General features: G+C 67.7%; 22 protein-coding genes and 1 tRNA gene. 6 read left to right on the top strand and 17 right to left on the bottom strand.

The window, feature by feature from the left end; translation table 11 throughout:
- Window positions 1-44 precede the first annotated feature (44 nt).
- The 16 genes from atpE to L0M17_RS06995 form a co-directional block, all read right to left on the bottom strand.
- A complete protein-coding gene (atpE, locus tag L0M17_RS07070; RefSeq protein ID WP_043119941.1) occupies window positions 45-263 on the bottom strand; it encodes an ATP synthase F0 subunit C in 219 nt (72 codons plus the stop codon).
- 65 nt (window positions 264-328) lie between these two features.
- A complete protein-coding gene (atpB, locus tag L0M17_RS07065; protein ID WP_241053185.1) occupies window positions 329-1132 on the bottom strand; it encodes a F0F1 ATP synthase subunit A in 804 nt (267 codons plus the stop codon).
- An 88-nt stretch (window positions 1133-1220) separates the two neighbouring features.
- Window positions 1221-1517 (bottom strand): AtpZ/AtpI family protein, encoded by a 297-nt coding sequence (locus L0M17_RS07060; RefSeq protein ID WP_241053183.1) that lies wholly within the window; start codon window positions 1515-1517, stop codon window positions 1221-1223.
- Window positions 1510-1884 carry a hypothetical protein gene (locus L0M17_RS07055; protein ID WP_241053181.1) on the bottom strand — a complete coding sequence of 125 codons (375 nt, stop codon included), beginning with the start codon at window positions 1882-1884 and terminating at the stop codon, window positions 1510-1512. The genes L0M17_RS07060 and L0M17_RS07055 overlap by 8 nt, the downstream gene beginning before the upstream one ends.
- A 233-nt stretch (window positions 1885-2117) precedes the next feature.
- The gene (locus L0M17_RS07050; RefSeq protein ID WP_241053179.1) at window positions 2118-3653 is read right to left on the bottom strand and encodes an MraY family glycosyltransferase; all 1536 of its coding nucleotides are present in this window, start codon (window positions 3651-3653) and stop codon (window positions 2118-2120) included.
- A gap of 3 nt (window positions 3654-3656) precedes the next feature.
- Window positions 3657-5576 (bottom strand): glycosyltransferase, encoded by a 1920-nt coding sequence (locus tag L0M17_RS07045; protein ID WP_241053178.1) that lies wholly within the window; start codon window positions 5574-5576, stop codon window positions 3657-3659.
- A complete protein-coding gene (locus L0M17_RS07040; RefSeq protein WP_372497999.1) occupies window positions 5569-6408 on the bottom strand; it encodes an L-threonylcarbamoyladenylate synthase in 840 nt (279 codons plus the stop codon). The genes L0M17_RS07045 and L0M17_RS07040 overlap by 8 nt, the downstream gene beginning before the upstream one ends.
- Complete coding sequence (gene prmC, locus L0M17_RS07035) at window positions 6405-7325, bottom strand: peptide chain release factor N(5)-glutamine methyltransferase (protein WP_308196831.1); 921 nt, start codon at window positions 7323-7325, stop codon at window positions 6405-6407. The genes L0M17_RS07040 and prmC overlap by 4 nt, the downstream gene beginning before the upstream one ends.
- Before the next feature lie 4 nt (window positions 7326-7329).
- Window positions 7330-8403 carry a peptide chain release factor 1 gene (gene prfA / locus L0M17_RS07030; protein WP_241053177.1) on the bottom strand — a complete coding sequence of 358 codons (1074 nt, stop codon included), beginning with the start codon at window positions 8401-8403 and terminating at the stop codon, window positions 7330-7332.
- A 156-nt stretch (window positions 8404-8559) separates the two neighbouring features.
- Window positions 8560-10641 (bottom strand): transcription termination factor Rho, encoded by a 2082-nt coding sequence (gene rho, locus L0M17_RS07025; protein ID WP_241053176.1) that lies wholly within the window; start codon window positions 10639-10641, stop codon window positions 8560-8562.
- Between the two features lie 277 nt (window positions 10642-10918).
- Complete coding sequence (gene thrB, locus L0M17_RS07020) at window positions 10919-11914, bottom strand: homoserine kinase (protein ID WP_241053175.1); 996 nt, start codon at window positions 11912-11914, stop codon at window positions 10919-10921.
- 10 nt (window positions 11915-11924) lie between these two features.
- Entirely contained in the window at window positions 11925-13037 is a 1113-nt protein-coding gene (gene thrC / locus L0M17_RS07015) for a threonine synthase (RefSeq protein ID WP_241053174.1), read from the bottom strand.
- The gene (locus L0M17_RS07010; RefSeq protein WP_372498057.1) at window positions 13037-14383 is read right to left on the bottom strand and encodes a homoserine dehydrogenase; all 1347 of its coding nucleotides are present in this window, start codon (window positions 14381-14383) and stop codon (window positions 13037-13039) included. Before L0M17_RS07010 ends, thrC begins: the two co-directional genes overlap by 1 nt.
- A 55-nt stretch (window positions 14384-14438) precedes the next feature.
- Window positions 14439-15956 carry a diaminopimelate decarboxylase family protein gene (locus tag L0M17_RS07005; RefSeq protein WP_241053171.1) on the bottom strand — a complete coding sequence of 506 codons (1518 nt, stop codon included), beginning with the start codon at window positions 15954-15956 and terminating at the stop codon, window positions 14439-14441.
- A 2-nt stretch (window positions 15957-15958) separates the two neighbouring features.
- Window positions 15959-17617, bottom strand: coding sequence for an arginine--tRNA ligase (gene argS / locus L0M17_RS07000; RefSeq protein WP_241053169.1), 1659 nt, complete (start codon window positions 17615-17617; stop codon window positions 15959-15961).
- Window positions 17618-17621: 4 nt separating this feature from the next.
- A complete protein-coding gene (locus L0M17_RS06995; protein ID WP_241053166.1) occupies window positions 17622-18914 on the bottom strand; it encodes a CynX/NimT family MFS transporter in 1293 nt (430 codons plus the stop codon).
- Between the two features lie 169 nt (window positions 18915-19083).
- On the opposite strand from L0M17_RS06995, the gene L0M17_RS06990 reads away from it, so the two are divergent.
- The 5 genes from L0M17_RS06990 to L0M17_RS06970 all read left to right on the top strand — a co-directional run bounded on the left by L0M17_RS06990 (window position 19084) and on the right by L0M17_RS06970 (window position 22483).
- Window positions 19084-19593 (top strand): FMN-binding protein, encoded by a 510-nt coding sequence (locus L0M17_RS06990; protein WP_241053164.1) that lies wholly within the window; start codon window positions 19084-19086, stop codon window positions 19591-19593.
- A 9-nt stretch (window positions 19594-19602) separates the two neighbouring features.
- Window positions 19603-20469, top strand: a complete 867-nt coding sequence (locus tag L0M17_RS06985) for an FAD:protein FMN transferase (RefSeq protein ID WP_241053161.1) — start codon at window positions 19603-19605, stop codon at window positions 20467-20469.
- A complete protein-coding gene (locus L0M17_RS06980; protein ID WP_308196830.1) occupies window positions 20466-21998 on the top strand; it encodes an FAD-dependent oxidoreductase in 1533 nt (510 codons plus the stop codon). The genes L0M17_RS06985 and L0M17_RS06980 overlap by 4 nt, the downstream gene beginning before the upstream one ends.
- A 56-nt stretch (window positions 21999-22054) precedes the next feature.
- Complete coding sequence (locus L0M17_RS06975) at window positions 22055-22297, top strand: DUF2630 family protein (protein WP_241053159.1); 243 nt, start codon at window positions 22055-22057, stop codon at window positions 22295-22297.
- Window positions 22298-22407: 110 nt separating this feature from the next.
- A tRNA-Arg gene (locus L0M17_RS06970) sits at window positions 22408-22483 on the top strand.
- A 97-nt stretch (window positions 22484-22580) separates the two neighbouring features.
- Here the strand turns inward: L0M17_RS06970 and L0M17_RS06965 are convergent.
- Window positions 22581-22988 carry a hypothetical protein gene (locus L0M17_RS06965; protein WP_241053158.1) on the bottom strand — a complete coding sequence of 136 codons (408 nt, stop codon included), beginning with the start codon at window positions 22986-22988 and terminating at the stop codon, window positions 22581-22583.
- Window positions 22989-23446: 458 nt separating this feature from the next.
- Between L0M17_RS06965 and L0M17_RS22675 the strand changes: the two genes are divergently transcribed.
- A complete protein-coding gene (locus tag L0M17_RS22675; protein WP_308196829.1) occupies window positions 23447-23944 on the top strand; it encodes an SDR family oxidoreductase in 498 nt (165 codons plus the stop codon).
- Window positions 23945-24011 lie beyond the last annotated feature (67 nt).

Below are 24011 nucleotides of genomic sequence, written 5' to 3'. Positions count from 1 at the left end.
CCTATCTACTGAAGTAGCTGGTTCTCGGCTCGGTTCGGTCCGATTTACTTCAGGACGAACGCGAACACGAGGCCGAGGATGGCGAGCGCCTCGGTCAGGGCCAGGCCGAGGAACGCGAGCGGCTGGAGAACGCGCTGCGCCTCAGGCTGACGGGCAACACCGTTGATGTAGGCCGCGAAGACGAGACCAACACCGATGGCACCGCCGATGGCGGAAAGACCGTAGCCGATGAGGTTGATGCTGCCGTTGATCGTGCCGTTCATTTTCTTCCTTTCAATCGCCCGCAGGCAGGTTGATGGGTTGTTTGTCCCCTCACCGAGGGGAATTCTCAGTGGGCGTCCGCCGCGACCGCGCCCTGGATGTAGATTGCGGTGAGAAGCGTGAAGACATATGCCTGAAGCACCATGATCAGCGCCTCGAGCATGTACATGGCGATCGCGAAGACGAGGACAAGGACGCTGATGCCCTTGATCAGCACGTTCTCCTGGGCGATCAGGAACGCGATGCCCGAGCCGGCAAGGGCGACGACGAGGTGGCCAGCGAGCATGGTCGCGAAGAGACGGAGGCTGTGAGTCATCGGGCGGACGATGAAGTTCGAGATAATCTCGATCGGCACAACGATCGGCATGATGAACCACGGCACCCCAGAGGGCACCACAGCGAGCTTCAGGTAGCGGATGCCGAAGCGCTTGAGGCCGACGCCGATCCAGATGACGTACACGAGGCCTGCCAGGAAGTACGCGCCGCCAACGTGGGACATCGTCGGGAGCTGGAACAGCGGAATAGCACCGTAGATGTTGTTGAGAAGAAGGAAGAAGAACAGTGCGAACAGGAGGGGCACGAAGGCCATGAAGTCGCGGCCGCCGATGACGTCCTTGCCGATGCTGTTGCGGACGAACCCGTAAAGCTGTTCTCCCAGGAACTGCAGCTTGCCGGGAACGAGTTGCTGCTTGCGGGAGGCCGCGATGAAGAACCACGCGATGAAGAAGACCGACAGCAGGACGAGCAGCATCTGCTTGGTGAAGCCTTCATCCGCCCCCCATGGCAGGATGGCCGGGAGGTGGAGGCTTTCGAGGCCGGGAGGGGTGAAAGTGCTGCTGTTGTCAGCAGCCGGAAGCGTGAGCGGGGTCAACGCATTTCCTCTCTTGCAGTGTCCTTCATCGGGCAAGTGCCGGGGCGAGTGGCTTCGACCCCCACATGTGAAATTTTCGGTCGCTCCATCACGGCCCGCCGTTCCCTTCGACGTCGTCGTCGCCGGATTCGGTCTTCGCTGGTCCGCGTTGCGGCGAGAAGAGTCCGTGCTTGCCAGCGAGGTACAGGCCGCCAGCAATCCCCAGCAGGGCTCCAACGAGCACGAACCAGCTGGTTTTTAGGAGAGTATCCAGCCCCCACCCTATCAAACTCCAGACAAGGGTCCCGCCAATGATGTAGCTGAAGACGGCCATGCCGCTGTTGTACCCGCCGTCGCCCGCCGACTGCGGATCGCCGGGTCGTTGAGCGGCTCCACGGTCAGGCACGTGGACCTCCTCCGGGAGTCACGCCGGACGTCGGCGAAGCACCTTGTCCGGGGTCTTCTGGGTCGTTGAAGATCTGGAGGCGCACGCGGCTGAAGCCCCATAGCTCGACGGTCTGCCAAACGACAACGGTCGCGATTCCAGTCGCACCGAACCAAGGCGGGTTGATCCAGGCAGGAGTGCCGATCCAGATCAGCAGTGCCGCGAAACCAACGATCTTGATGAGGTAGACGACGGCGAACATGCCGATCGCCCCCGCCGGATTCCGGCGTCCGACGAAATGGCCGACGAGGAGGCTGATGGCGAAGAAGGCAATGACGACGGCGGCGGCAAAGGCGACGCTCCCCGCGGCGGCAGGGCCAGTGGTCACCCACGCAACGAGAGCAAGCACGGCGTCCAATGCAGCCGCCACTCCCGAGCACAGCCCTGCGAGTCTCAGCCAGATAGAAGAGAAGGTGACGCCAGCGGATCCGGTGCTGCGACCGGGGCGTGCGGGCGTGCTTTTCATCTCGAGCCGTTCGTCGGCGGCCCCCCGTCGATGTGCGTCATCAAGCGGTGCCGGCGTGGGTGTGGGTGCGGTCTCTATTCTACATGAGATAGAACTCAATGACTGACGCGCGGAAGCGCGCGCGCACCGCCCGTTGCCGCCCGCCACTGGGCAAGCGCAACGCCTCCCTGCGCCACGATCCAGGCCGCGCCGCAGATCCAGAGCGAGAGCCAATACCATCCCCTGTCCGACCATGTCGGAGAGCCGACTACCAGGAGCGCAATCGCGAAGGCGACCACCTTCATCAGCACATCCGCGACGAGGGTGCGGCGCCGAAACGGGAGCGTGGGAGCCGCGGCGTGGAGGATCACGACCGGCGCGCCTCCGCACACCGTCACGACCGCGAGCGAGAGGAAAGTCGAATAGAGCAGCGGCACTCCCCCATTCCCAAGACCGGTGAACCCGAGGAACGTGGCCGCGGCGACCGTTGCCGCGAACGGCACCGTGAACCGCGGAACCCACGGCGTCGAGCGTAGCCACACACGCCGGACAGGGCTGCTGGCAACGTTCTCCCTGACCCAGGGGTGCATCGTCAGGAATGCGACCGCAGGCAGGACGATGAGGTTGAAGACCGTGAGTGGGATCCACGGGACGAACGCGTACGCGACGCCGCCGAACGCGACGAACGCAGTCCAGACATACATGACCGCGACGGCCTGGCGGTGCGTGTAGCCGAGGTCCAGCAGCTTGTGGTGCACGTGCTCGCGGTCGGGCGAGAAAGGTGACCGTCCGCTTGCCGTACGGCGCAGCACAGCAAGGATGAGGTCGAGGAACGGGAGGACCATGACCACTATGGGCAGCACGACGGGGACGAAGGTCGGGATGCCTTCCGCTCGGTCGTAGAGCCCCGAGGCGATCTGGCCGGTCGCGACGACCGCACCTGTGGCCATGACGAGACCGAGCAGCATGGAACCGGAATCGCCCATGAAGATCTTCGCCGGGTGGGCGTTGTGCGGCAGGAAGCCCACACAGATCCCCACAAGGAGCGCCATGAGGAGCGTCGAGAGATCGGTGTAGTCCGGCAGGAGGGCGTTCCGGTGCACCCAATAGGCCGTCAGGAAGAACGCGAAGCCCCCGATGCCCGCCACTCCGGCGGCGAGCCCGTCGAGGCCGTCCACGAAATTGATCGCGTTGACCGTGAGGACGATGAGGAACATTGTGAGCCCGATTTGAAGCCATTCCTGGTGCACGGGCAGGAGGCCGAGCGGGAGGAACGTGACCCGCGGGCCCCACAGGGCCACTATCCCCGCCGCTACGATCTGGCCGGCGAGCTTGACCCAGCTGTTGAGGTCCACGATGTCGTCGATGGCACCGAGCAGGACGATGAAGGCCGCACCTCCCAGCACGGCCCAGGTCTGGGGTGTGTCGAAGAAGATCGACCGGATCCATACGGTCTGCGAGGCGGCCCAGAACGCTGCGGCGAAACCCGCGAGCATTGCAATCCCGCCGAGGCGCGGCACGGATCGCGTATGCACGTCTCGCTCACGGACGGGCGAGACGATCCCGAGCCTGAGGGCGACGACGCGCACCACGCCGGTCGCGGCATACGTGACGATGGCGGCCAGCATGGCCACGAGGACATAGATGAACATGGGTCAGCCGGCGGCCTCCCCCGAGCCCACCGTCGCCTGCGGTGCTGCGGCGGGAAGCTCAGTGAACGCGCTCCGATAGCTCCGTCGGCGTACCCGGGTAGGCACGAGGCGGTACGCCCCGCGCACGAGCACGTTGCGGCCGAAGGCAAGCGGCCCAAGATAGCCCGAGGCAAGCATGTGACGCTGGAGCCGGAGCTCGGCCAGGAGCATCCGGCCACCGCCCCGGCGCGCATAAGCGCCGTCGCTCACTCGATAGAGCACAAGGACGTCCGGGACGTTGGCGCCGCGGCTTCCGCGGTGGAGCATCCGGGCCCACAGCCAGTAGTCCTCCATATCGGGCACTCCGCGGTAGCCGCCCGCCGCCCGGACGGCCGAGGCCCGGTACATGACGCTCGGGTGGTTGAACGGGGTGCGGAAGTCCAGCTGCGCCATGATCTCGCGGTGGGTCACCGGAACGGGACGGCTTGCAAAACGGTGGGACTCGTCGTCGCCAATCTCCGCGATCGCGGACCCCACGATGTCGTAGCCGTCTGCGAGAAGCGTCAGCTGCCGCTCGAAGCGCTCGCGCAGGGCGACGTCGTCCGCATCCATGCGCGCGACGACGTCGTGGCGGCAGCGCTCGAGCCCTGCGTCAAGTGCGCCGGCAAGGCCGACGCCTGCGGGAAGCCGCAGCACGTCCGCCGGATGATCGGGGTTGCTCTCGGCCTCACGAAGGACGGCCTCGATCTCCTCGCCTACGGGACCGTCGCGGACGATGACGACCTGGGACGGAGCGATCGTCTGGTCGATGGTCACAGAGGCGATCGCGCGACGAACCCGGTGTGCGGCATCCCCCGCGTACACGGGCAGAAGAACGGAGAACTCAGGGAAGGCGGCGCGCTCGGGTTGCAGGGCCCGCTCCCGCTGCGCCGCCGTCCCAGGTCGCGCCGCCGCCTCCGCAGGGTGAAGACCCTGCGGAGGTGACGGCGCAACGCCGGGGAGTCCTCCGGCGCCCGCCAGGACTGCCGCGAGGACCTCTTCGTTGGGCCGAGGAGCATGGGACACGGCCTCGCACAGGCCCGCGATGCCAGCCTTGAGCACAATGCCGGGATGGGCGCTGTTGCGCACCATGACGGCCCAGCGCCGGAGCGACGAGCCGCCGTAGAGCAGCTTGTCCATGGGTGCGAGCGCCGGCGAGCGGAAGAACATCCAGACCTTGTTGCGAACCTCGAAGCGGAACCGCTCACCGACGTCCACGGTGTGCGAGTCGTACGTCTTCGTGTGGTGCTCGACGACGGAGTCGAGGCTCGCCAGGGCCAGACGACGGCGGGCGAGCCGCGCCGTGAACTCGAAGTCGTCGTTCCAGAGGAAATAGTCGGCGACGGGCAGGCCGAGATCCCTGATGGCGTCGGCGTCGACGAAGAGCGAGACGAACGACGCCGAGCGCACAACCCTTGCGCGGTTAGCGGCTGCGAAGGACCGGTCGGCAGGAGCCGCGTCCCAGCGGTCGCGCATCGTGTTCATCGGATGGTCCCGGCCGTCGCTCCAGGCGACGCGGCTTGCGATGAAAGCCGGCTTGTCGGTCGCGGGATAGGCCTTCCACAGCCGCAGCGCCTCGGCGAGAGTCCCAGACAGCGGAACCGTATCGTCGTCCATGATCCAGACGAGGTCGGGGCGGTGCCGCGTGACAGCGGCAGCCATCCCGACGGCGAAGCCCCCTGCGCCGCCGGTGTTCTCGGTGAGGCGGATCAGCTCGTAGTCGAACGGAACATCCAACGCCTCGAGGAACTCGCCCGAGCCGTCGGTCGAAGCGTTGTCCACCACCACGAGCGCGTCGGGAGCGCGATCTCCCGCGGCGAGCGCGAGGAGGGAGCGCTCGAGCAGCTCACGTCGGTTGTAGCTGACGACGACGGCGACGACCCGCGGCGCGCGGGCCTCAGTCACGCGGCTGCTCCCAGGTGGCCCCCGCCTTCGTTTCCTGCTCAGTTGCCGTCCCCTCGGTTGCCGTTCCCTCGGTCGCCGTTCCTTCGGTTGCCGTCCCCTCGGGCTCGGCGCTCTCCGGCTCAGTGCTCTCGGGCTCAGTGCTCTCCGGCTCAGCCAGCTCCGGTTCCTCACCCAGTCCTAGGATGTCAGGCACGATTTCACGCACGGCCTCGAGGCTCACGCCGCCCTGCCGCACGACCCGCAGCCGTTCACCGGTGCAGTCGACGATCGTCGATGGGACGCCGTCGGCGCTGCCGTCGAGGGGCCGGGACCCGCCGTCGAGGTAGACCTCCACCGACTCGGCCAACTGGTCCTGGGCCTCGCCCGCGGTCTGTGCGGCCTTGTGACCCGTGCGGTTGGCCGATGAGACCGCGAGCGGCCCAGTGATGGTCAGGAGCGCCTGGGCGATCTCGTCATCCGGAATGCGGAGCGCGACAGTTCCCTGCGTGTCGCCGAGGTCCCAGGTCAGCGACGGCTGCGCGTGGAAGATCAGCGTGAGCGGGCCGGGCCAGAACTTCTCGGCAAGCCGACGCCCAGCATCCGGGACCTCGGTCGCGAGCCCGTCCATGGTCTGGAGCCGCGGGATCAGCACGGGCGGCGGCATCGACCGACCACGTCCTTTGGCGGCCAGCAGGGTCGCCACGGCTTGAGCCGAGAACGCGTCGGCCGCGATGCCGTAGACGGTGTCCGTCGGCATCACGACGCACTGCTTGGCCGCGATGGCCCGCTGCGCATGAGCGAGACCCTCGGCTCGCCGTTCCCGGTCGTTGCAGTCGTAGCTTGTGGTCGTCACGGCCTCAATTCTTCCACGCGTGCGGCCTCGACCCGGACAGCCGACGTGGCGCGTGGGAGCCCATTGAGGTCGCGATGCGAGGCGACCTGGGTCCAACCGGGGTCCCGGGCGAGGCGCCCGGCGAGGGCTTCAGCCTGCACCTCCGCGTGCTCCATGACGAAGAATCCGCCGGGACGCAGGAGTCGTGCTGCCGACGCAATCGTGGCAAGCGGGAGTTCGAGCCCGTCCTCTCCCCCGCCGTAGAGCGCAAGTTCGGGATCGTGTTCGGCTGCCTCAGGTTCTCGGGGAATCATGCCGGACGGAATGTACGGAGGGTTGCTCACGACAACGTCCACTAGGCTGTCCAGTTCGGGAAACGCCGTCCGCAAGTCGCCCAGGACCAGCTCCACGCGGCCGCCCACCTCCGGCAGTGCGACGTTCCGAGCGGCCCACGCGTAGGCGAATTCGGACAGTTCCACCGCGTGAACACGGCTCCCCGGGCATTCGGCGGCGATCGACGCGGCGATCGCTCCCGAACCGGTGCCGAGGTCGACGACGGTGGGCGCCACGAGCGCCGGGCGGTGGGCCGCGATCCAGTCGAGCGCGAGGGAAACGAGAGTCTCGGTCTCCGGTCTGGGCACGAACACCCCCGGGCCCACGCTCAGCGTGAGGTGGCGGAAGTGTGCAGTCCCCGTCAGGTGCTGGAGGGGGACCCGCTTGGACCTCTCCTCGATGAGCTCCCAGAAGCCATCCGGCACGGGAGACCCGATGACGGCGAGAGCGCGGAGCCGTCCGAGGCCGCACCCGAGAAGGTGGTCCGCCAGCAGCTCCGCGTCCGCTCTGGGACTGGGCACGCCCGCCTCGGCGAGCATCGCCGTCGCCCGTCGCAGCGCGCTCGCAAGGTCCTCGCCGCGCGCCTCAGGGGCGCCCTCCCCCACGTGCCTACTCGCCCAGCGCGTCGAGACGGTGCTGCTCGTCCATGTCGATGCAGGATTGCACGACTGGGCCGAGGTCGCCGTTCATGACCGCATCGAGGTTGTACGCCTTGTAGCCCGTGCGGTGATCCGCAATGCGGTTCTCAGGGTAGTTGTACGTGCGGATCCGCTCCGAGCGGTCCATAGTGCGGACCTGCGACTTGCGTACCTCGGCGTTCTCCGCGTCGATCTGCTCCTGCTGGTGAGCGAGGAGGCGCGAGCGGAGGACGCGCATCGCGGCCTCGCGGTTCTGGAGTTGGGACTTCTCGTTCTGCATCGCCACGACGATCCCGGTGGGGAGGTGTGTGATGCGCACCGCCGAATCGGTCGTGTTGACGGACTGGCCGCCCGGGCCGGACGAGCGGTAGACGTCGATCTTGAGGTCGTTGGCGTTGATCTCGATTTCCTCGGGCTCGTCGACCTCGGGGAAGACGAGCACGCCCGCCGCCGAGGTGTGGATGCGTCCCTGCGACTCGGTGACGGGCACGCGCTGCACACGGTGAACACCGCCCTCGTACTTGAGGTGCGCGTACACGCCCTCGGCGGGATCGTTGGACGTTCCCTTGATCGCCACCTGGACGTCCTTGTAGCCGCCGAGATCCGACTCTGTCGAGGACAGGATCTCGGTCTTCCAGCCCTTCGATTCGGCGTAGCGCGTGTACATCCGCAGAAGGTCGGCCGCGAAGAGTGCGGCCTCGTCGCCGCCCTCGCCGCCCTTGACCTCGAGGATGACGTTGCGCGCGTCGTTGGGATCGCGCGGAATGAGCAGCCGGCGAAGCTTCTCCTGCGCCGTAGAGAGCGATGCCTCGAGCTCCGGCACCTCCGCGGCGAAGTCCGGGTCCTCGGACGCCATCTCCCGCGCCGCCTCGAGGTCGTCGGAGAGCTGCTTCCAGCGGCTGTGGGCCTCGACAATGCCGTTGAGCTGGGCGGAGCGACGGCCGAGCTTCCGCGCGAGCGCCTGGTCCTGGTAGACCGCGGGGTCGCTCAGCTGCTTCTGCAGGTCTGCGTGCTCGTCCAGCAGTCCTTTCACGGACTCGAACATGTGGGGCCTTTCTTGAGGGTGGACCGGCTGGGTCTGAGGGGAGCCAACCGGCGGTTGAGGCTATTAAGGCGGTTGAGGCCATTAGGCGGTTGAGGCCATTAAGACGACGACGGCGGCCGGCGCCGGAGTGTCCGGGCCGGCCGCCGTGCGGGGCAGCTAGTGCTTGTCGTTCTCCGACTTCGACGCGAGCGTCGTCTTCTGCACCTGCAGGAGGAACTCGACGTTCGACTGCGTCTCGCGGATCTTCGACGTGAGCAGCTCGAGTGCCTGCTGGGTGTCGAGACCGGAGAGCACGCGGCGCAGGCGCCACATGATCTTGACCTCGTCGGAGGAGAGGAGGTTCTCCTCGCGGCGCGTGCCGGAGGCGTTGACGTCGACTGCCGGGAAGATGCGCTTGTCCGCGAGCTGGCGGGACAGGCGGAGCTCCATGTTGCCGGTGCCCTTGAACTCCTCGAAGATGACCTCGTCCATCTTGGATCCGGTCTCGACGAGCGCGGTGGCGATGATGGTGAGCGAGCCACCGTTCTCGATGTTGCGCGCGGCGCCGAAGAAGCGCTTCGGCGGGTACAGCGCGGCCGAGTCCACACCACCCGAGAGGATGCGGCCCGAGGCGGGCGCGGACAGGTTGTATGCGCGGCCGAGACGGGTCATCGAGTCGAGGAGCACAACGACGTCCATACCGAGCTCGACAAGTCGCTTCGCGCGCTCGATCGCGAGCTCGGCGACCGTCGTGTGATCATCCGCGGGACGGTCGAACGTCGAAGCGATGACCTCGCCGCGGACCGAACGCTGCATGTCGGTGACCTCTTCAGGCCGCTCGTCGACGAGCACCATCATGAGGTGGACCTCAGGATTGTTGACGGTGATCGCGTTCGCGATGGACTGCAGGATGAGCGTCTTGCCCGCCTTTGGAGGCGAGACGATGAGGCCACGCTGGCCCTTGCCGATCGGCGCGACGAGGTCGATCACGCGGGGGCCGACCTTCTTCGGGTCGGTCTCGAGCCGCAGGCGCTCCGACGGGTAGAGCGGGACGAGCTTGTTGAACTCGACGCGGTTCTTGAGGTCCTCGGTGTTCTTGCCGTTCACACTCGTCACGCGGACGAGGGCGTTGAACTTCTGACGGCCGCCCTGGTTCTGGCGGTTGTCCTCGCCATCGCGGGGGGCACGGATGGCGCCGACGACGGCGTCGCCCTTGCGCAGGTTGTTCTTCTTGACCTGTGCGAGAGGAACGTACACGTCGTTCGGGCCCGGAAGGTACCCGGACGTGCGGATGAAGGCGTAGTTCTCGAGGACGTCGAGGATGCCCGCCACGGGGACGAGCACGTCGTCCTCGCTGACCTCGGTCTCGTCGACGTCGGGGCCCTGATTGCGCCCGCGGCGACGGTCGTTGCGATCGCGGAAGCGCTCATTGCGCACCTCTTCGCGGTCACGGTCGCGACCGCGACGGTTACGCCTGCTGCGGCGGTTCCCGCCGTCCTCACCCTCGGAGTCGTCACGGCGACGCTCCTGCTGGCCGCGGTCACCGCGGTCACCACGGTCACCCCGTTCCCTGCGACGCTCGCCAGCTTCGGCGGGCTGCGCCTCAGTCTGACCGGCCTCAGCAGGGGCCTGTGCAGGTGCCTCTGCCGGGGCCGCCTCGGGCGCAGCCTCAACGGCGGGAGCCGACTCAGCGACAACCGCGCCGTCGCTACCGGCCCGACGATTGCGGTTTCGGGTCCGCGGCTGGCGCGGTGCCTCGGAGGGCGCCGCCTCAGGCGCGGCCTCGGCGGTGGGCTGAGCCTGGGCGGGTGCGGCGCTCGGAAGCTGCTCCTGGGCTGGCTCAGCCTGGGCGGGCTGCGTCTGGGCTGGCTGAGCCTGGGCGGGTTGCGCCGCCTCGACCGGAGCCTCAGCGGGCGCCGTCACGACGCCGTCGCTTCCGGCGCGACGGCGAGCACGGCCACGACCGCGCGCGGGAGCGGCCTCCTCGGCAGCGGGCGCTGCAGCTTCCTTTGCCTCGGGAGCAGCGGCCGGCTGCTCGGACGGCTGGGCGGCGGGCGCGCTGCGACGCGCCACGGGCTCGCCCTTCTGATGTGCGGAGATAGCGGCCACGAGGTCGCCCTTCCGCATGCGGGAACCGCCGGTGATACCCAGCTGGGAGGCCAGCGCCTGGAGCTGCGCGAGCTTGAGGCCCGCGATGCCCTTTGATTCAGGCGAAGTGGAGGCGTCCACTGCCGGGTTCAGCTCAGTGGTCTGTGTCACGAAGGATCCTTCCCCGTCGACTGCGGCAGCTATCAGAAGCGGCCGCATCGTGTTGGTGACCGCGTTCAGATATAGCGGTCGGATGGCTGCTCCGTCGCGCCAGAACGGCGGAACGGAACACACTGCGGATTCGCCCCAGGCGTACGAAGGGGGACAGAGCTTGCGGCAGCTGCAAGCGGGCTGACCGGCTGCGGAGCTGGTAGGGACGGCATTCGAAGCGATGTGCTGGGCCTGCTGGACGCTCCAAAGAAAAGAACGTGGGCCTGCGGGGCGAAAGCTACCGCGAATGCACTTCTACTCTAGCACCTTCAGAATCCACAGCGAGCCGCATGACACGCCAGCGAGTGTTGACTCCCCCGGCGTCGCTTCCCTCGGCAAAACGTTCGACGGCGGCCTGCACCTCGTCCGCTTCGGCTGCACCTCCCGCGAGGGCAAGCACGGTCGGCCCCGCACCCGAGACGACGGCGGCATGACCTTCCGCCCGCAAGCGGCGGATGAGCTCTGCGCTCGGCCGCATGGCGGAGGCCCGGTAGCCCTGATGCAAGTAGTCCTCGGTGCCGGGGACGAGCAGCGACGGATCCTTCGTCAGGGCGTGCACGAGGAGCGCGGCCCGACCCGCGTTCGCTGCTGCAGCCTGATGCGGCACGGACGAAGGCAGGAGCGAACGCGCAAGCTCCGTGGAGAGCTCGAAGTCGGGCACCGCGACGATCGGCACGACGTCGGGATGGACGCGGGCGATCGCCGTCCGGAACGCTTCGCCGTCCTGCCACGAGAGCGCGAGTGAGCCGAAGATCGCGGGCGCCACGTTGTCGGGGTGGCCTTCGATCTCGCTGCAGAGCTGGAGGACCCACTCGCGGCTGGGCCGCTCGGCCAGCGGCACCAACTCAGCAGCGGCAAGCACGGCAGCCACGGTCGCGGACGCCGAGGAACCGAGGCCGCGCCCGTGCGGGCTCACGTTCTCGGCCGTGATGCGCAGCCCGTCCCGGCGGTAGCCGAGCCGAGAGAGGGCTGCGTCGACCGTGCGCACTACGAGGTGGCTCGCGTCGCGCGGGAGGGTGTCAGCCCCCTCGCCGCTGAGCTCGAAGGCCAGCTCGCCGTCGTCGGCCGTCTCAACGCTCACCGTGTCGTAGAGCGAAAGGGCGAGGCCCAGGCTGTCGTATCCGGGCCCGAGGTTCGCGCTCGTGGCAGGAACGCGCACCGTGACACGCTGCCCGGCTTGGACGGTACGGAGCGGGACGGTGCGGAGCGAGGATTCCCGGGCAGTTGAGTGCATGGTCACCGAGTTACGGCTCAAGGCCGAGGACACCCGCGACGCTCACGACGTCGTTGGCGACCTTCACCGGCTCCACTTGCTCGCCGCTCTCGGTGCGGAGCGCCCACTGCGGGTCCTTGAGCCCGTGGCCGGTCACCGTGCACACGATCCGCTGGGCCGAAGGCACCTTCCCGGCTGCGTGCATCTTGAGCAAGCCCGCGACGCTCGCGGCCGAACCGGGCTCGACGAACACCGCTTCCTTCGCCGAGAGCCAACGGTGCGCGGCAAGGATCTGCTCGTCCGAGACTGCGTCGATGAGCCCGCCCGATTCGTCGCGAGCCGCGATCGCCGTCTCCCACGACGCCGGGTTTCCGATGCGGATGGCCGTCGCAATCGTTTCGGGGTGGGTGATGGGATGCCCCGCGACGAACGGAGCCGCGCCCTCGGCTTGGAATCCCCACATGACGGGGAGCTTCGTCGAGACCGGCGGGAGGGTCCGGGTCTGAGCGCCCTCACCGTACGCGGACTCGGCGGCGTACTCCTTGTAGCCCTTCCAATACGCCGAGATGTTCCCGGCGTTGCCAACCGGGAGGACATGGATGTCCGGCGCGTCGCCGAGGGCATCGACGATCTCGAAGGCGGCCGTCTTCTGCCCCTCGATGCGCGCCGGGTTCACGGAGTTCACGAGGAAGACCGGATAGGCCTCGGCGAGCTTGCGGGCAATCTCAAGGCAGTCGTCGAAGTTCCCGTCCACTTGGAGGAGGGTCGCGCCGTGGGCAATGGCTTGGCTCAGCTTGCCCATTGCAATCTTGCCTTCCGGCACGAGCACTGCGCACGTGAGGCCGGCGGTCGTCGCGTAGGCCGCGGCCGAGGCCGAGGTGTTGCCCGTCGAGGCACACACGACGGCCTTTGCGCCCGCCTGCACCGCAGCGGTCATGGCCATGGTCATACCCCGGTCCTTGAACGAACCGGTCGGGTTCATCCCCTCGACCTTGAGGTATACCTCCGAGCCCGTAAGGGCCGAGAGCTGCTGGGCGTGGACGAGAGGCGTTCCGCCCTCGCCGAGCGTGATGACTCGCGTGGCCTCGGTGACGGGCAGACGATCGGCATATTCGCGGATGACTCCGCGCCACTGGTGGGCCACTAGACTCCTTCGACTCGGAGGACGCTCGTCACGGATTCGACGGCGTCGAGGTTCTTGATGTCGGCCACGGTTTCGGCGAGAGCCTTCTCCGTCGCGCGGTGGGTCACGAAGCGCAGCTCGGCGCGGCTAGTGCCAGGGCCGGCCACGCCGTCGTCCAGCGTCTGGCGCATGGCCTCGATCGAGACCCCGTGCTCCGCGAAGACGGCCGCGACCCTTGAGAGGACGCCGGGCTGGTCCACGACCTCGAGCCCGATGCTGTAGCTCGTGAAGATCCCTTCGACGCCGGCCATCGGCAGCCTGCGCGTCGCGGTATCGGTACGCCCCGGGGCGCCCGCGACGACGCGTCGCGCTGTCGAGACCAGATCACCCATGACGGCAGAGGCGGTGGGGCGGCCCCCGGCTCCCGCACCGTAGAACATGAGCTGGCCGGCGTTCTCTGCCTCGACGAACACCGCGTTGTAGGCCCCGCGCACTGCGGCGAGGGGGTGCTCGCGCGGCAGGAGCGTCGGGTGGACCCGCACGCTCGTCCCCTCGGCGCCGTCGTCGTCGCCCCATCGGACCAGTTCGGCGATCGCAAGGAGCTTGATGACGAAGCCCGAATCCTTCGCAGCGGCGATGTCCTCGGCCGTGACGTTGGTGATGCCCTGGCAGCGAACGTCGTCGAGGCTGACGGGCGTGTGGAAGGCGAGGGTCGCGAGGAGAGCGGCCTTCGCGGCTGCATCGTGGCCCTCGACGTCGGCCGTCGGGTCGGCTTCGGCGTACCCGAGCCGCTGGGCCTCGGCGAGCGCGTCGGCGAACGCCGCGCCGGTCGTGTCCATCTGGTCGAGGATGTAGTTCGTGGTCCCGTTGACGATGCCGAGAACTCGGGTGATCCGGTCCCCCGAGAGGCTTTCGCGGATGGGGCGGATGATCGGGATGGCACCCGCGACCGCAGCCTCGAAGCTCAGCTCCGCGTTGTTCCGGTCCGCCTCCTCGAACAGCGCAGGACCGTCTTGGGCGAGCAGGGCCTTGTTACCGGTCACTACGGAGGCGCCCTTGCGGATGGCACGCAGGATGAGCGAGCGCGCGGGCTCTATACCGCCCATGAGCTCGACGACGAGGTCGGCTGAGTCCACAAGGGCCTCCGCCTCGTCGGTGAAGAGCTCGCGCGGGAGGTCGACATCGCGCTTTGCGTCGAGGCTGCGCACGGCGATGCCGGCGAGTTCGAGCCGTGCGCCCGAGCGGGCGGCAAGCGCGTCCCCGTCCTCGAGCAGGATCCGCGCCACCTGGCTGCCGACCGTTCCGCAGCCGAGCAGCGCAACCTTCAGCACCTTGCGCGCCTCGGGTGCCGCGGCGTCGTCGGGCACGGCTTTTGGCTCGGGCCGCGTCTGAGTCTCGGTCATCCGATCTCCCATCGGGTCGTCACACTCCCATGTCGCGGGAGAGCAGGTCCTGTTCAGTTTCGCCGCGGACGATCCATCGCGCAGAACCGTGACGCACTGCGACGACGCCGGGGCGGCCTAGGTAGTTGTAGTTGCTAGAGAGCGCCCAGCAGTAGGCACCTGTTCCGGGAACCGCGAGAAGATCCCCCCGTGCGGCATCGCTCGGAAGGTAGGCGTCGCGGACAACGATGTCGCCGCTCTCGCAGTGCTTTCCCACGACCCGGGTCAGCTGGGGCGCAGCATCGGAGGCCCGTGAGGCCAGCGCGACCGAATAGTCGGCGTCGTAGAGGACGGGACGTGCGTTGTCGCTCATGCCGCCGTCGACCGAGAGGTAGCGGCGCACCGCCGTCGTGCCGGCGCTCTCCTCTCCCGGTCCCGGCAGGTCCACGACGACCTCCTTCGCCGTTCCCGCCCGGTAGAGCGTGAAGGCAGAAGGCCCTACGATCGCACGGCCCGGCTCGATGGAGATCCGCGGCGGCGTGATCTTGAGATCGGCGCACGTCGAACGGACGACGGCGGCCATCGCCTCCGCGATCTCGGCTGGCGGCCGCGGGGTGTCCACGGGCGTGTATGCGATGCCGTAGCCCCCGCCGAGGTCGACCTCGGGAAGCGCGACGTCATACGCCGAGCGCATGGCCGCAGTGAACGTCAGGAGCTTCACCGCGGCGAGCTCGAAGCCCTCCGGCTCGAAGATCTGGGAACCGATGTGGCAATGGAGCCCGAGGAGCTCGACGCTGTCGTGCCCCGCGGCCGCGGCCACGGCTTCCTCGGCGGACGACGCCGCGAGGGCAGCCTCCTGGCCGGACTCCTCCGCGACCTCGGCGCGGAATTCCGAGCTCGCCGTTCCTGGCGCCATCGAGAGGCCGAACTTCTGGTCCTCGTGCGCGGTCGCGATGAACTCGTGAGTGTGCGCGTGCACGCCCGGCGTCAGGCGCAACATCACCTTCGCCCGCGTCTCCCGCCGCTCCGGGTCCCGCGCGGCGCGCGCCGCGGCAAGGGCCGCGACCCGTTCGAGCTCGTCGAGGCTGTCCACGACGATGCGTCCCACGCCCATGTCGAGCGCACGCTCGATCTCTGCGTCGGACTTGTTGTTGCCATGAAGCCCTAGAAGCTCGCCCGGGATGCCTGCCTTGGCCGCGACCGCGAGCTCGCCCCCTGAGCACGTGTCAAGCCTCAGGCCCTCGTCGGCCACCCACGAGGCGATCGCGGAGCACAGGAACGCCTTGCCCGCGTAGTAGACATCCACTCCCCCGCAGACGTCCGCGAAGGCGCCGTCGAACGCGTCCTTGAAGGCGCGCGCTCTCGCCCGGAAGTCGTCCTCGCTGAGCACGAAGAGCGGGGTGCCGAATTCCTCCGCGAGCTGTGCGACTCCCAGCCCTCCGACGGTGAGCTCGCCGCCCGCCGACCGTTCGACGTCGTGCGCCCACACCTTGGCCTCAAGCCGATTGAGGTCGGTCGGAAGCGCGAGCCAGGCCGGGGCCAGCGGTGAAGCTCCCATGGTCACATCCTCTCCGGGGCCGACACGCCCAGAAGGTCGAGGCCGTTCGCGAGCACCTGGCTCGTCGCGTCGTTGAGCCACAGGCGCGTGCGGTTCAGGTCGGTGACCTCCTCGTCGCCCTGAGGAGCGATACGGCAGTTGTCGTACCACGAGTGGTATGCGCTCGCGACGGTCTCGAGGTGGCGTGCAACCCGGTGCGGTTCCCGGAACTCGGCCGCCTTGCCGACGATCGAGGGGTAGGCGGCGAGGTGCGCCAGGAGCTCGCCCTCCGTCGGATGGCTCAGGAGCGAGGCGTCGAACACGTCCTGGCCCTCAACGGCGCGTGCGACTCCGGCATCGACAGCGTTGCGGGCGGCCCCCCGCGAACGGGCGTGGGCGTACTGGACGTAGTAGACCGGGTTCTCGTTCGAGTGCTTCCGGAGCAGCTCCGGGTCTAGCGTGAGGGGCGAATCGGCAGGGTACCGCGCGAGCGAGTAGCGCACGGCGTCCTTGCCGAGCCAGTCGATGAGGTCCTTGAGCTCGATGATGTTGCCGGCCCGCTTCGAGAGCTTGGCGCCGTTGACGGACACCAGCTGGCCGATGAGGATCTCGATGCTCTGTTCGGGGTCGTCACCCGCACACGCCGCAATGGCCTTGAGGCGGTTGACGTAGCCGTGGTGGTCAGCGCCGAGAAGGTAGATCTTCTCCGGGAAGCCGCGGTCCTTCTTGGAGAGGTAGTAGGCGGCATCGGCCGCAAAGTAGGTCGGTTCTCCGTTCGCCCGGATGAGCACGCGGTCCTTGTCGTCCCCGAAATCGGTTGTGCGCAGCCAGACGGCGCCCTCGTCGTCGTACACATGGCCCTGCTCGCGAAGGCGAGCCACGGCCGATTCGATGGCCCCCGAGTCGTGCAGCCCTTCCTTCTCGGAGAAGTACACGTCGAAGGAGACGCCGAATGCGGCCAGCGTGTCCTTGATGTCGCGCATCTGCGCCTCGTAGGCAGCGTGGCGGACGATCGGCAGGGCGGCGTCGTCCGTCAGCTCGCGCACATCCGGATGGGTGGCAAGGACATCGTGGCCGAGGTCCACGATGTACTGGCCCGGGTACCCGCCCTCGGGAACATCGCGACCATGCAGGCGCGCGAGGACGGAATTCGCGAAGACATTCATCTGGTTGCCGGCGTCGTTGATGTAGTACTCCGCCGAGACCTCGGCGCCCGAGGCGCGGAGTACGCGTGCGATCGAGTCCCCGAGCGCGGCCCAACGCGTGTGGCCGATATGGAGGGGGCCGGTCGGGTTCGCGGAGACGAACTCCATGTTGACCACGTGGCCGCCCAGCGCATTATTGCGGCCGTAGACGGGACCGGCCTCGACGATGATCTTCGCAAGCGCACCTGCGGCGGCGGCGTCGAGCGTGATGTTGAGGAACCCGGGCCCTGCAACCTCGACGCTCTTCACGCCGTTGAACGACGAGAGGCGCCCCGCCAGGACTTCGGCGAGCGCCCGCGGGTTCATGCCGGCCTTCTTGGCGAGCTGGAGGGCGATGTTCGTGGCCCAGTCGCCGTGCTCCCGGTTCTTGGGTCGCTCCACACGAACTTCCTCCGGCGCGTCGACGGCGAGTTCGCCGGCACGGACGGCGTCCGCAAGGCAGGCGGAGATGGCGGAGGAGAGTTCTTCGGGAGTCACGGACCTAGATTACCGGCGGCGCCCCGCCGCCCTGAAACTGCACGGCCTCCACGACCCCCGGGTCATCGTCAATGTAGCGCGGGCGGCACACAACCCAACCTGCGACAGCCAACACCGCAAGGGTCACGCCGAGGAAGGCAAAGGTAGCCGTCCAGCCGCCCGTTGCATCGTGCAGGAGGCCCGCGAGGAGCGGTCCGACGCAAGCGAGCAGGTACCCCACGCCTTGCGCGAAGCCCGAGACCGCGCCGGAGGCCCTGTGCGACTGGGTCCGAAGGTTGATCAGGACGAGGGAGAGGGGGAACGTAGCAGGGCCGAGTCCTGCGAGAAGCGACCACAGCCAGGTCGTCTTGGCGGGAGTGAGCCAGAGGCCGAGGTAGCCGCATACGAAGCACACGAGCCCGAAGACCACGATCGGATACGGATTGCGCATCCGACCCGCGAGGAGCGGGACGATGAGGCTCAACGGGAGTCCTATGCCCGAGAAGATGGCGAGCTGAAGACCAGCATCGCCCGTGCTCAGCCCCGCACCGGAGGCGATTTCGGGGAGCCAGGCGAACAGCGTGTACGTGTTGAGCGACGTGATCCCGAACAGGAGCGAAAGAGCCCAGGCGGCCGGCGAACGCCAGGGGCGGACGACCGTGCGGGGATGGACTGTCGAGGCCCTGCGGACAGCCGCGCCCTCCTCTCCTCGCCGAGGCCACACGGTCAGCCACGGGATCACCGCGACGATGTTCACGAGTGCCCACCAGCCGACAGACACACGCCATCCTTCGGCGTCCGCCACGGGCACGGCGAGCAGCGGCGGAATGGTGGTCCCGAGGCTGATGAGCGTCACGTAGAGGGCGGTCATGAGACCAATGCGACGCGGAAAGTACTTCTTGACCATGGGAGGCAGGACGACATTGCCCGCTCCCATACCCGCGAGAGCGACTGCAGAGCCCGCGAGGAAGAGTCCGGTCTCCGGGGCCAGAGCCCGCACCATCTCACCGAGGGCTGCCGCTCCCATCGCCATCACCGCCAGCGCCTCCACGCTCCACCTGCGCATCAGGAGAGGCGTGACGAGCCCCGCGATCCCAAAGAGCGCTGTGGGAAGCATCCCGAGGACGCCGACGAGCCACGTGGGGAGGAAGAGGTCATGGGAGACGGCCCCTGTCAGCGGGGGAACACTCGTGACGGCGGTGCGCAGCGTGAACGCGACGATGAGGATCCCGCCGGCGGTGATGATGCGGCCACGACCGCGGGACCCTCGGCTTCTCGCGTCATCCGCCTGATTCGCGCGTGTCCCCGGTTCGCTCACCCCACGACGTTACAGCAGTGGCGGGGAAGCGTGATCCACCGCATTACTCAGCGTTCCAACGGCACCCTCATAGCCTGCACACAGACGGGACGGGCGTGAACCGCCTGTACCGGGGCTACGTTTAATGGGGAGATTTCCCCTCCCCCCTCCGTCTCCAGGAAGCACGTCCATGCCAGCCTCCCCCACGCACGCAGCCCATCCCTCGCTCTTCCCGGCGCGGAAGGCCGTCCTGACCACTCTGGCAGGCGCGTCCCTCGTCGGGGCAGTAGCCGGGTGCGCTCCCTCGGGCGCAGCTGCGGCTCCTGACTCGACGACGAGCCCTGCGGCGTGCGCGAGCCAGCCGACTGCTGCATCCACGAACCCGACCAGCACGGCGGGTGCGCAGCCTTACCATGACGGGACGTTCTGCGCCGATGGCCACTACGTCTCCCCCAACGGGCCCGAGACAATCGGGGTCGCCCTCACCCTCAAGTCGGGCGTCGTGACGAACGTGCAGATCACTGAACATCCGACGAGCGCCAACACCCGCCTGTACCAGAGGCACTTCGCGTCGGGCATCAAGGACGTGGTCGTCGGGAAGAAGCTCGACAGCCTCAACGTCGGCGTTGTCTCGGGCTCTTCGCTCACAGGTCAGGGGTTCAACGACGCGGTCACGGCCATCAAGCGCGAGGCTTCCTAGGAAATCGGCGTGGAGACGTTTGCATTCGACGCGCTCGGGACTCGATTCGAGGTGCGCACCAAGAGCCAGCTCGACGACGGAATCCGCCAAGAGCTGTTGAGGGAGACTCAGCGCTTCGACTGGGTCTGGTCACGCTTCCGCCCGGACTCGCTCATAGCCCAAATGCGGGCAAACGGCGGCCGGTGGGACATGCCGGCCGAGAGCGAAGGCCTGGCCAACCTGTACGCCCGTCTCTACAGGGTCACCCACGGTGCGATCAACCCCTGGATCGGCTCGAGCCTCGAGCGCCTCGGCTACGGTCCCCACTACGAACTCGTGCCGACGGGGCCGCCTGAGCCAGCCCCTCTGTGGGACGATGACCACGTTTGGGAAGGCGCCGCCGTCGTCCTCGCCCACCCCTCCGTCCTTGACATCGGGGCCGCAGGAAAGGGGCTCCTCGTCGACCGTCTGGGCGGGATCCTCGACGGCGCGGGCCACGACGCCTATGTGGTTGACGGAAGCGGCGACATCCTGCATTCCGGGGCAGATCCGATCCGGGCCGCGCTCGAGCACCCTTACGACCCCGAGGAGGCGATCGGAATCGTGGAGCTCGCCCAAGGGGCCCTGTGCGCGTCGGCGGGGAACCGTCGGGCGTGGGGAGACGGCTTCCACCACCTGCTCGACGCGCGCACCGGTGCCCCGGTGCGCTCCGTCGTCGCTACATGGGCGATGGCTGACGACGCCATGACCGCAGACGCCCTTGCCACGGCGCTCTTCGTCGCGCCGGGTCCAGTGCTCGCCTCAGAGTTCGCGGAGGCGGATCCTGAGTGGCTCCAGGTCTATTCCGACGGTCATGCCGAGGGCAGCGAGCTCTTCCTCGAGGGCCTTTTCTCGTGACACCCACAGTTTCGGCCCCCAACGCCGTCAGGCTGCGCCTCGTCACCGCGCTCGGCCGGCTACCTATGTACCGTCTCGTGGTTCTGGTGCTGGCCGTGATCGCGGCCTACAGCGTGATACTCGGCGCCCTCGGCTGGCTGCCCTTCAGTGGCCCAGCCATGCTCGCTTCCCTCGTCGTCTGTCTCGCCGCGTCCTATGGAGTCAACCGGGTGGCCGCGGCGGCGGCTCACGTGGCACCACAGGCGGACTCGGCGCTCATCACCGGCCTGCTGCTCTACTTCCTGTTCTGGCCGAGCCTCGCGCCTCTCGATCTCGCCGTCACCGCGCTCGCCTGCACCGCAGCGACCCTGTCCAAGTACCTCCTGGCCCTGCGCGGCCGTCACGCGTTCAATCCCGCTGCTTTGGGTGCCTTCGTCGTCGGACTCACGGGATGGGGTGCGGCCACTTGGTGGGTCGGGACGCCGGCCATGCTGTGGCTCGTTCTGCCGGGAGCCCTCCTCGTGCTCTATCGCGTGCAGCGCCTCGCCATGGCAGGTCTCTTCGCCGTCGTCGCTCTTGCGGTCGCCACCGCCGTCGTCGCCCAAGTCGGCGTGAGCCCGCTCTCGTCCCTCTGGCAGGCCCTCGCTCAGGGGCCCCTCGTGTTCTTCGCAGGCTTCATGCTCTCGGAGCCGCTCACAATGCCCGGCCGACGCCCCTACCAGTTCGGCTACTCCGCGATCATCGGCCTTGCCTACGCGCTGCCGTTTGCTCTTGGCCCCGTCTCTGCTTCGCCCGAACTGGCACTCCTCATCGGCAATCTCCTGGCCTTCGCGCTCGGGCTGACCCGAGGCGCGAGCCTCCGCTTCGTGGAAAGGCGCACGCTCACACCCAGCTCCTACGAGTTCGTGTTCCTGCCGTCCCGGCGGGTGCGCTTCGTGCCCGGCCAGTACGCCGAGCTATCCCTTCACGGCGGGGGCGTGACCGGAGCCGGAAGCCGGAGGACCTTCAGCTTCACGAGTGCGCCTTCCTCGGACGTCGTCGCTTTCGGCGTGAGCACCGCGCCGCCGGTGTCGCACTCCAAGCGTTCGCTCATGGACTTGGTCCCCGGCCAACGGGTGTACCTGGCCGCGGTGGGCGGCGACTTCGTGCTCCCCCGCGACGTGGATGAGAAGCTTCTGCTCATCGCCGGTGGCATCGGAATCACACCGTTCGCCTCGATGCTGAGGGCGGCGCGGAACTCGGGCGAGGCACGCGATGTCGCGCTCCTCGCCTCGGTGCCCAACCCCACGGAGCTCGCCTTCGCGGACGTCCTGCGCGCGTCCGGCGCGCGGGTCGTCGTCCGGATGTCCGACGGCGGAGCTCCCGCGGACTTTGCGGAGGACGCCGGCTCCGCGCCGTTCACAGCCGCGAGGCTCCGGGAGCTGGTCCCCGACATCGATTCGCGCACGGCGTATGTCTCCGGCCCGCCGTCGTTCGTCGGAGCCGTGGCGCGGGAGGTGCGGGAGGCAGGGGCTCGGCACGTCCGCCGGGACGCCTTCTCGGGCTACTGACCGGCAGGCCAACGGCGTAGGCTGGCGAGCGGATACCCCTTCTGGAAGGAGTGAGCATGGACCAGGACATCCAGAACCGCATCAAGGAGCTCATCGACGAAGAGCACAGCCTGCGCTCGGCTCTCGGAGACGGCAAGATCTCCGAGGACGAGGAGCACCAGCGGCTGACCTCGGTCGAAGCACAGCTCGACCAGTGCTGGGACCTGCTGCGGCAGCGCCGCGCCAAGCGTCAGTACGGCGAGAATCCGAAAGAGGCGGCTCCTCGGTCCGCGGACGTCGTCGAGAACTACCTCGAATAGACTCACCGCCGGGCTTTCCGCGGCTCCCTGGCGGCGTGGCGGGTTGCGTTCCCGCCGGTTTGCGTGGCCGGGGTCAGCACCTGATAAGCTCGATGAGTCCCCACGGACGGGCCCTCGTAGCTCAGGGGATAGAGCGTCTGCCTCCGGAGCAGAAGGCCGTAGGTTCGAATCCTATCGAGGGCACCACGAAAGGGCCCCGCCGACTTGGTCGGCGGGGCCCTTTTTGGCTTGTCGGTCGGCGAGGCGCAGCTCACTCCTCTTGCCGTGGTTGGCGGTCTGGCTTTCAGGACCCGCCTTCTGATTTCCGGGATTCGCGTTCTGATCCCCATCCCGGTGGCAGTCTTCGGTCGAGAGCGGCGGCAGCGAAGATCAGGGCGAGCAGAATCACGATGATGCAGCCCAGGTAGACAAGTTGGCCAGGGAGGCCGAAGGAAGCACCCGTCAAGAGCCTGATGGCGAGGGGGCCGCCCAGGGCGAGGATGCCGAAATACGCCGCGAGGTTTCCGAGGATCTTCCCGGGTGACTGATGCTTCGAGCGCGGGACCTGCTCGGCGAAGAGACGGGGCAGGAAGCTTTCGCCTTGCTCCGCCGACATCTCGTCTGCCTTCGCGAGCAAGGCCGGAAGCGCGGACTCCTCAACGCCTCGCTTCCGCAGCGCCGACGCCAGTTCTTTCGCTTGAGTTCTCTCCATAACGTCCTCTCGTCATGACCCTCAAGGCTCACTCGCTGGGCCCGAGGTGGCTCACTCTGACTCGGCGCAACCACATTGCCTCGCCAATTTCCTCGGCAGTACGGCGACCCGAAATTTTGGACCAACCGCTCGCTCGCCGCCGCGACAGTGTTCGAATCCCATAGCGGCAACCTCGCCGCAAGATTGGTGGATTTCCCAGAGCCATGGGCCCAATATAGCCGGAACCGAATTCGGCCATAGGACTTGGAAATGTTTGCACATCGAGCTTCATTCAGCGATCCAGTCCACTCAAAAGCTCCTGTTGATGCACGCTGTCGCATTCCCCATTCGTCTGGGCTGCCCCAAGTAATCGTTTCGCCCATAGCGCGAGTATGTCAAATTCAGCTTGTCGGAAATACAAGTATTTGATCGGGACCAACGGCTCTAAACAGAAGGCGCGCAAGGCGGCACGCTAAGAAGTGCAAGGCCGTTGCGACCCCAATGAGGGGATCGAGCCCACAAGGACCCACCTCGTAAAAAACAAGGATGAGAGGACCCATGCCACGCACATCAGTCGTCACCGGCGCCGCCTCCGGCATCGGAAAGGCAACCAAGGAGCTACTGGAACAACGCGGGCAACGGGCACACTCATCTACGCCTCCACCAAACTCGGCCTCTCGCGATGGGTGCGCCGTGAGGCTGCGAATCAACGGTGGGCCGGTTCTGGGATCCCCCTCAATGCCGTCGCTCCCGGCATCATCGCCACCCCCATGACAGCGGATCTCATCTCGACGGAGCAGGGACGCGAGGTCCTACTACAGAATGTCCCGATGCCCCTCAACGGCATCGCCGATCCCATCGTCGTCGCCCGACTGCTGGCATGGCTCGGCAGCGAGGAGAACACGCACGTGTGCGGGCAGATCATCTACGTCGACGGCGGAAGCGACGTCGTGCTGCGAGGCGATGCGGTCTGGTGAATCAGCCTCGCGCCGCTCGAACGGGCGGCAGAACAGAGGCCTAGGGATTTGGAGGGGCCAACTAGAC

Origin of the sequence: Sinomonas terrae, assembly GCF_022539255.1 — a bacterium.
In the GTDB taxonomy this organism is placed as follows: Bacteria; Actinomycetota; Actinomycetes; order Actinomycetales; family Micrococcaceae; genus Sinomonas; species Sinomonas terrae.
Note: the sequence above shows the minus strand (reverse complement) of the source record. Positions and strands in the feature narration are given on the sequence as shown.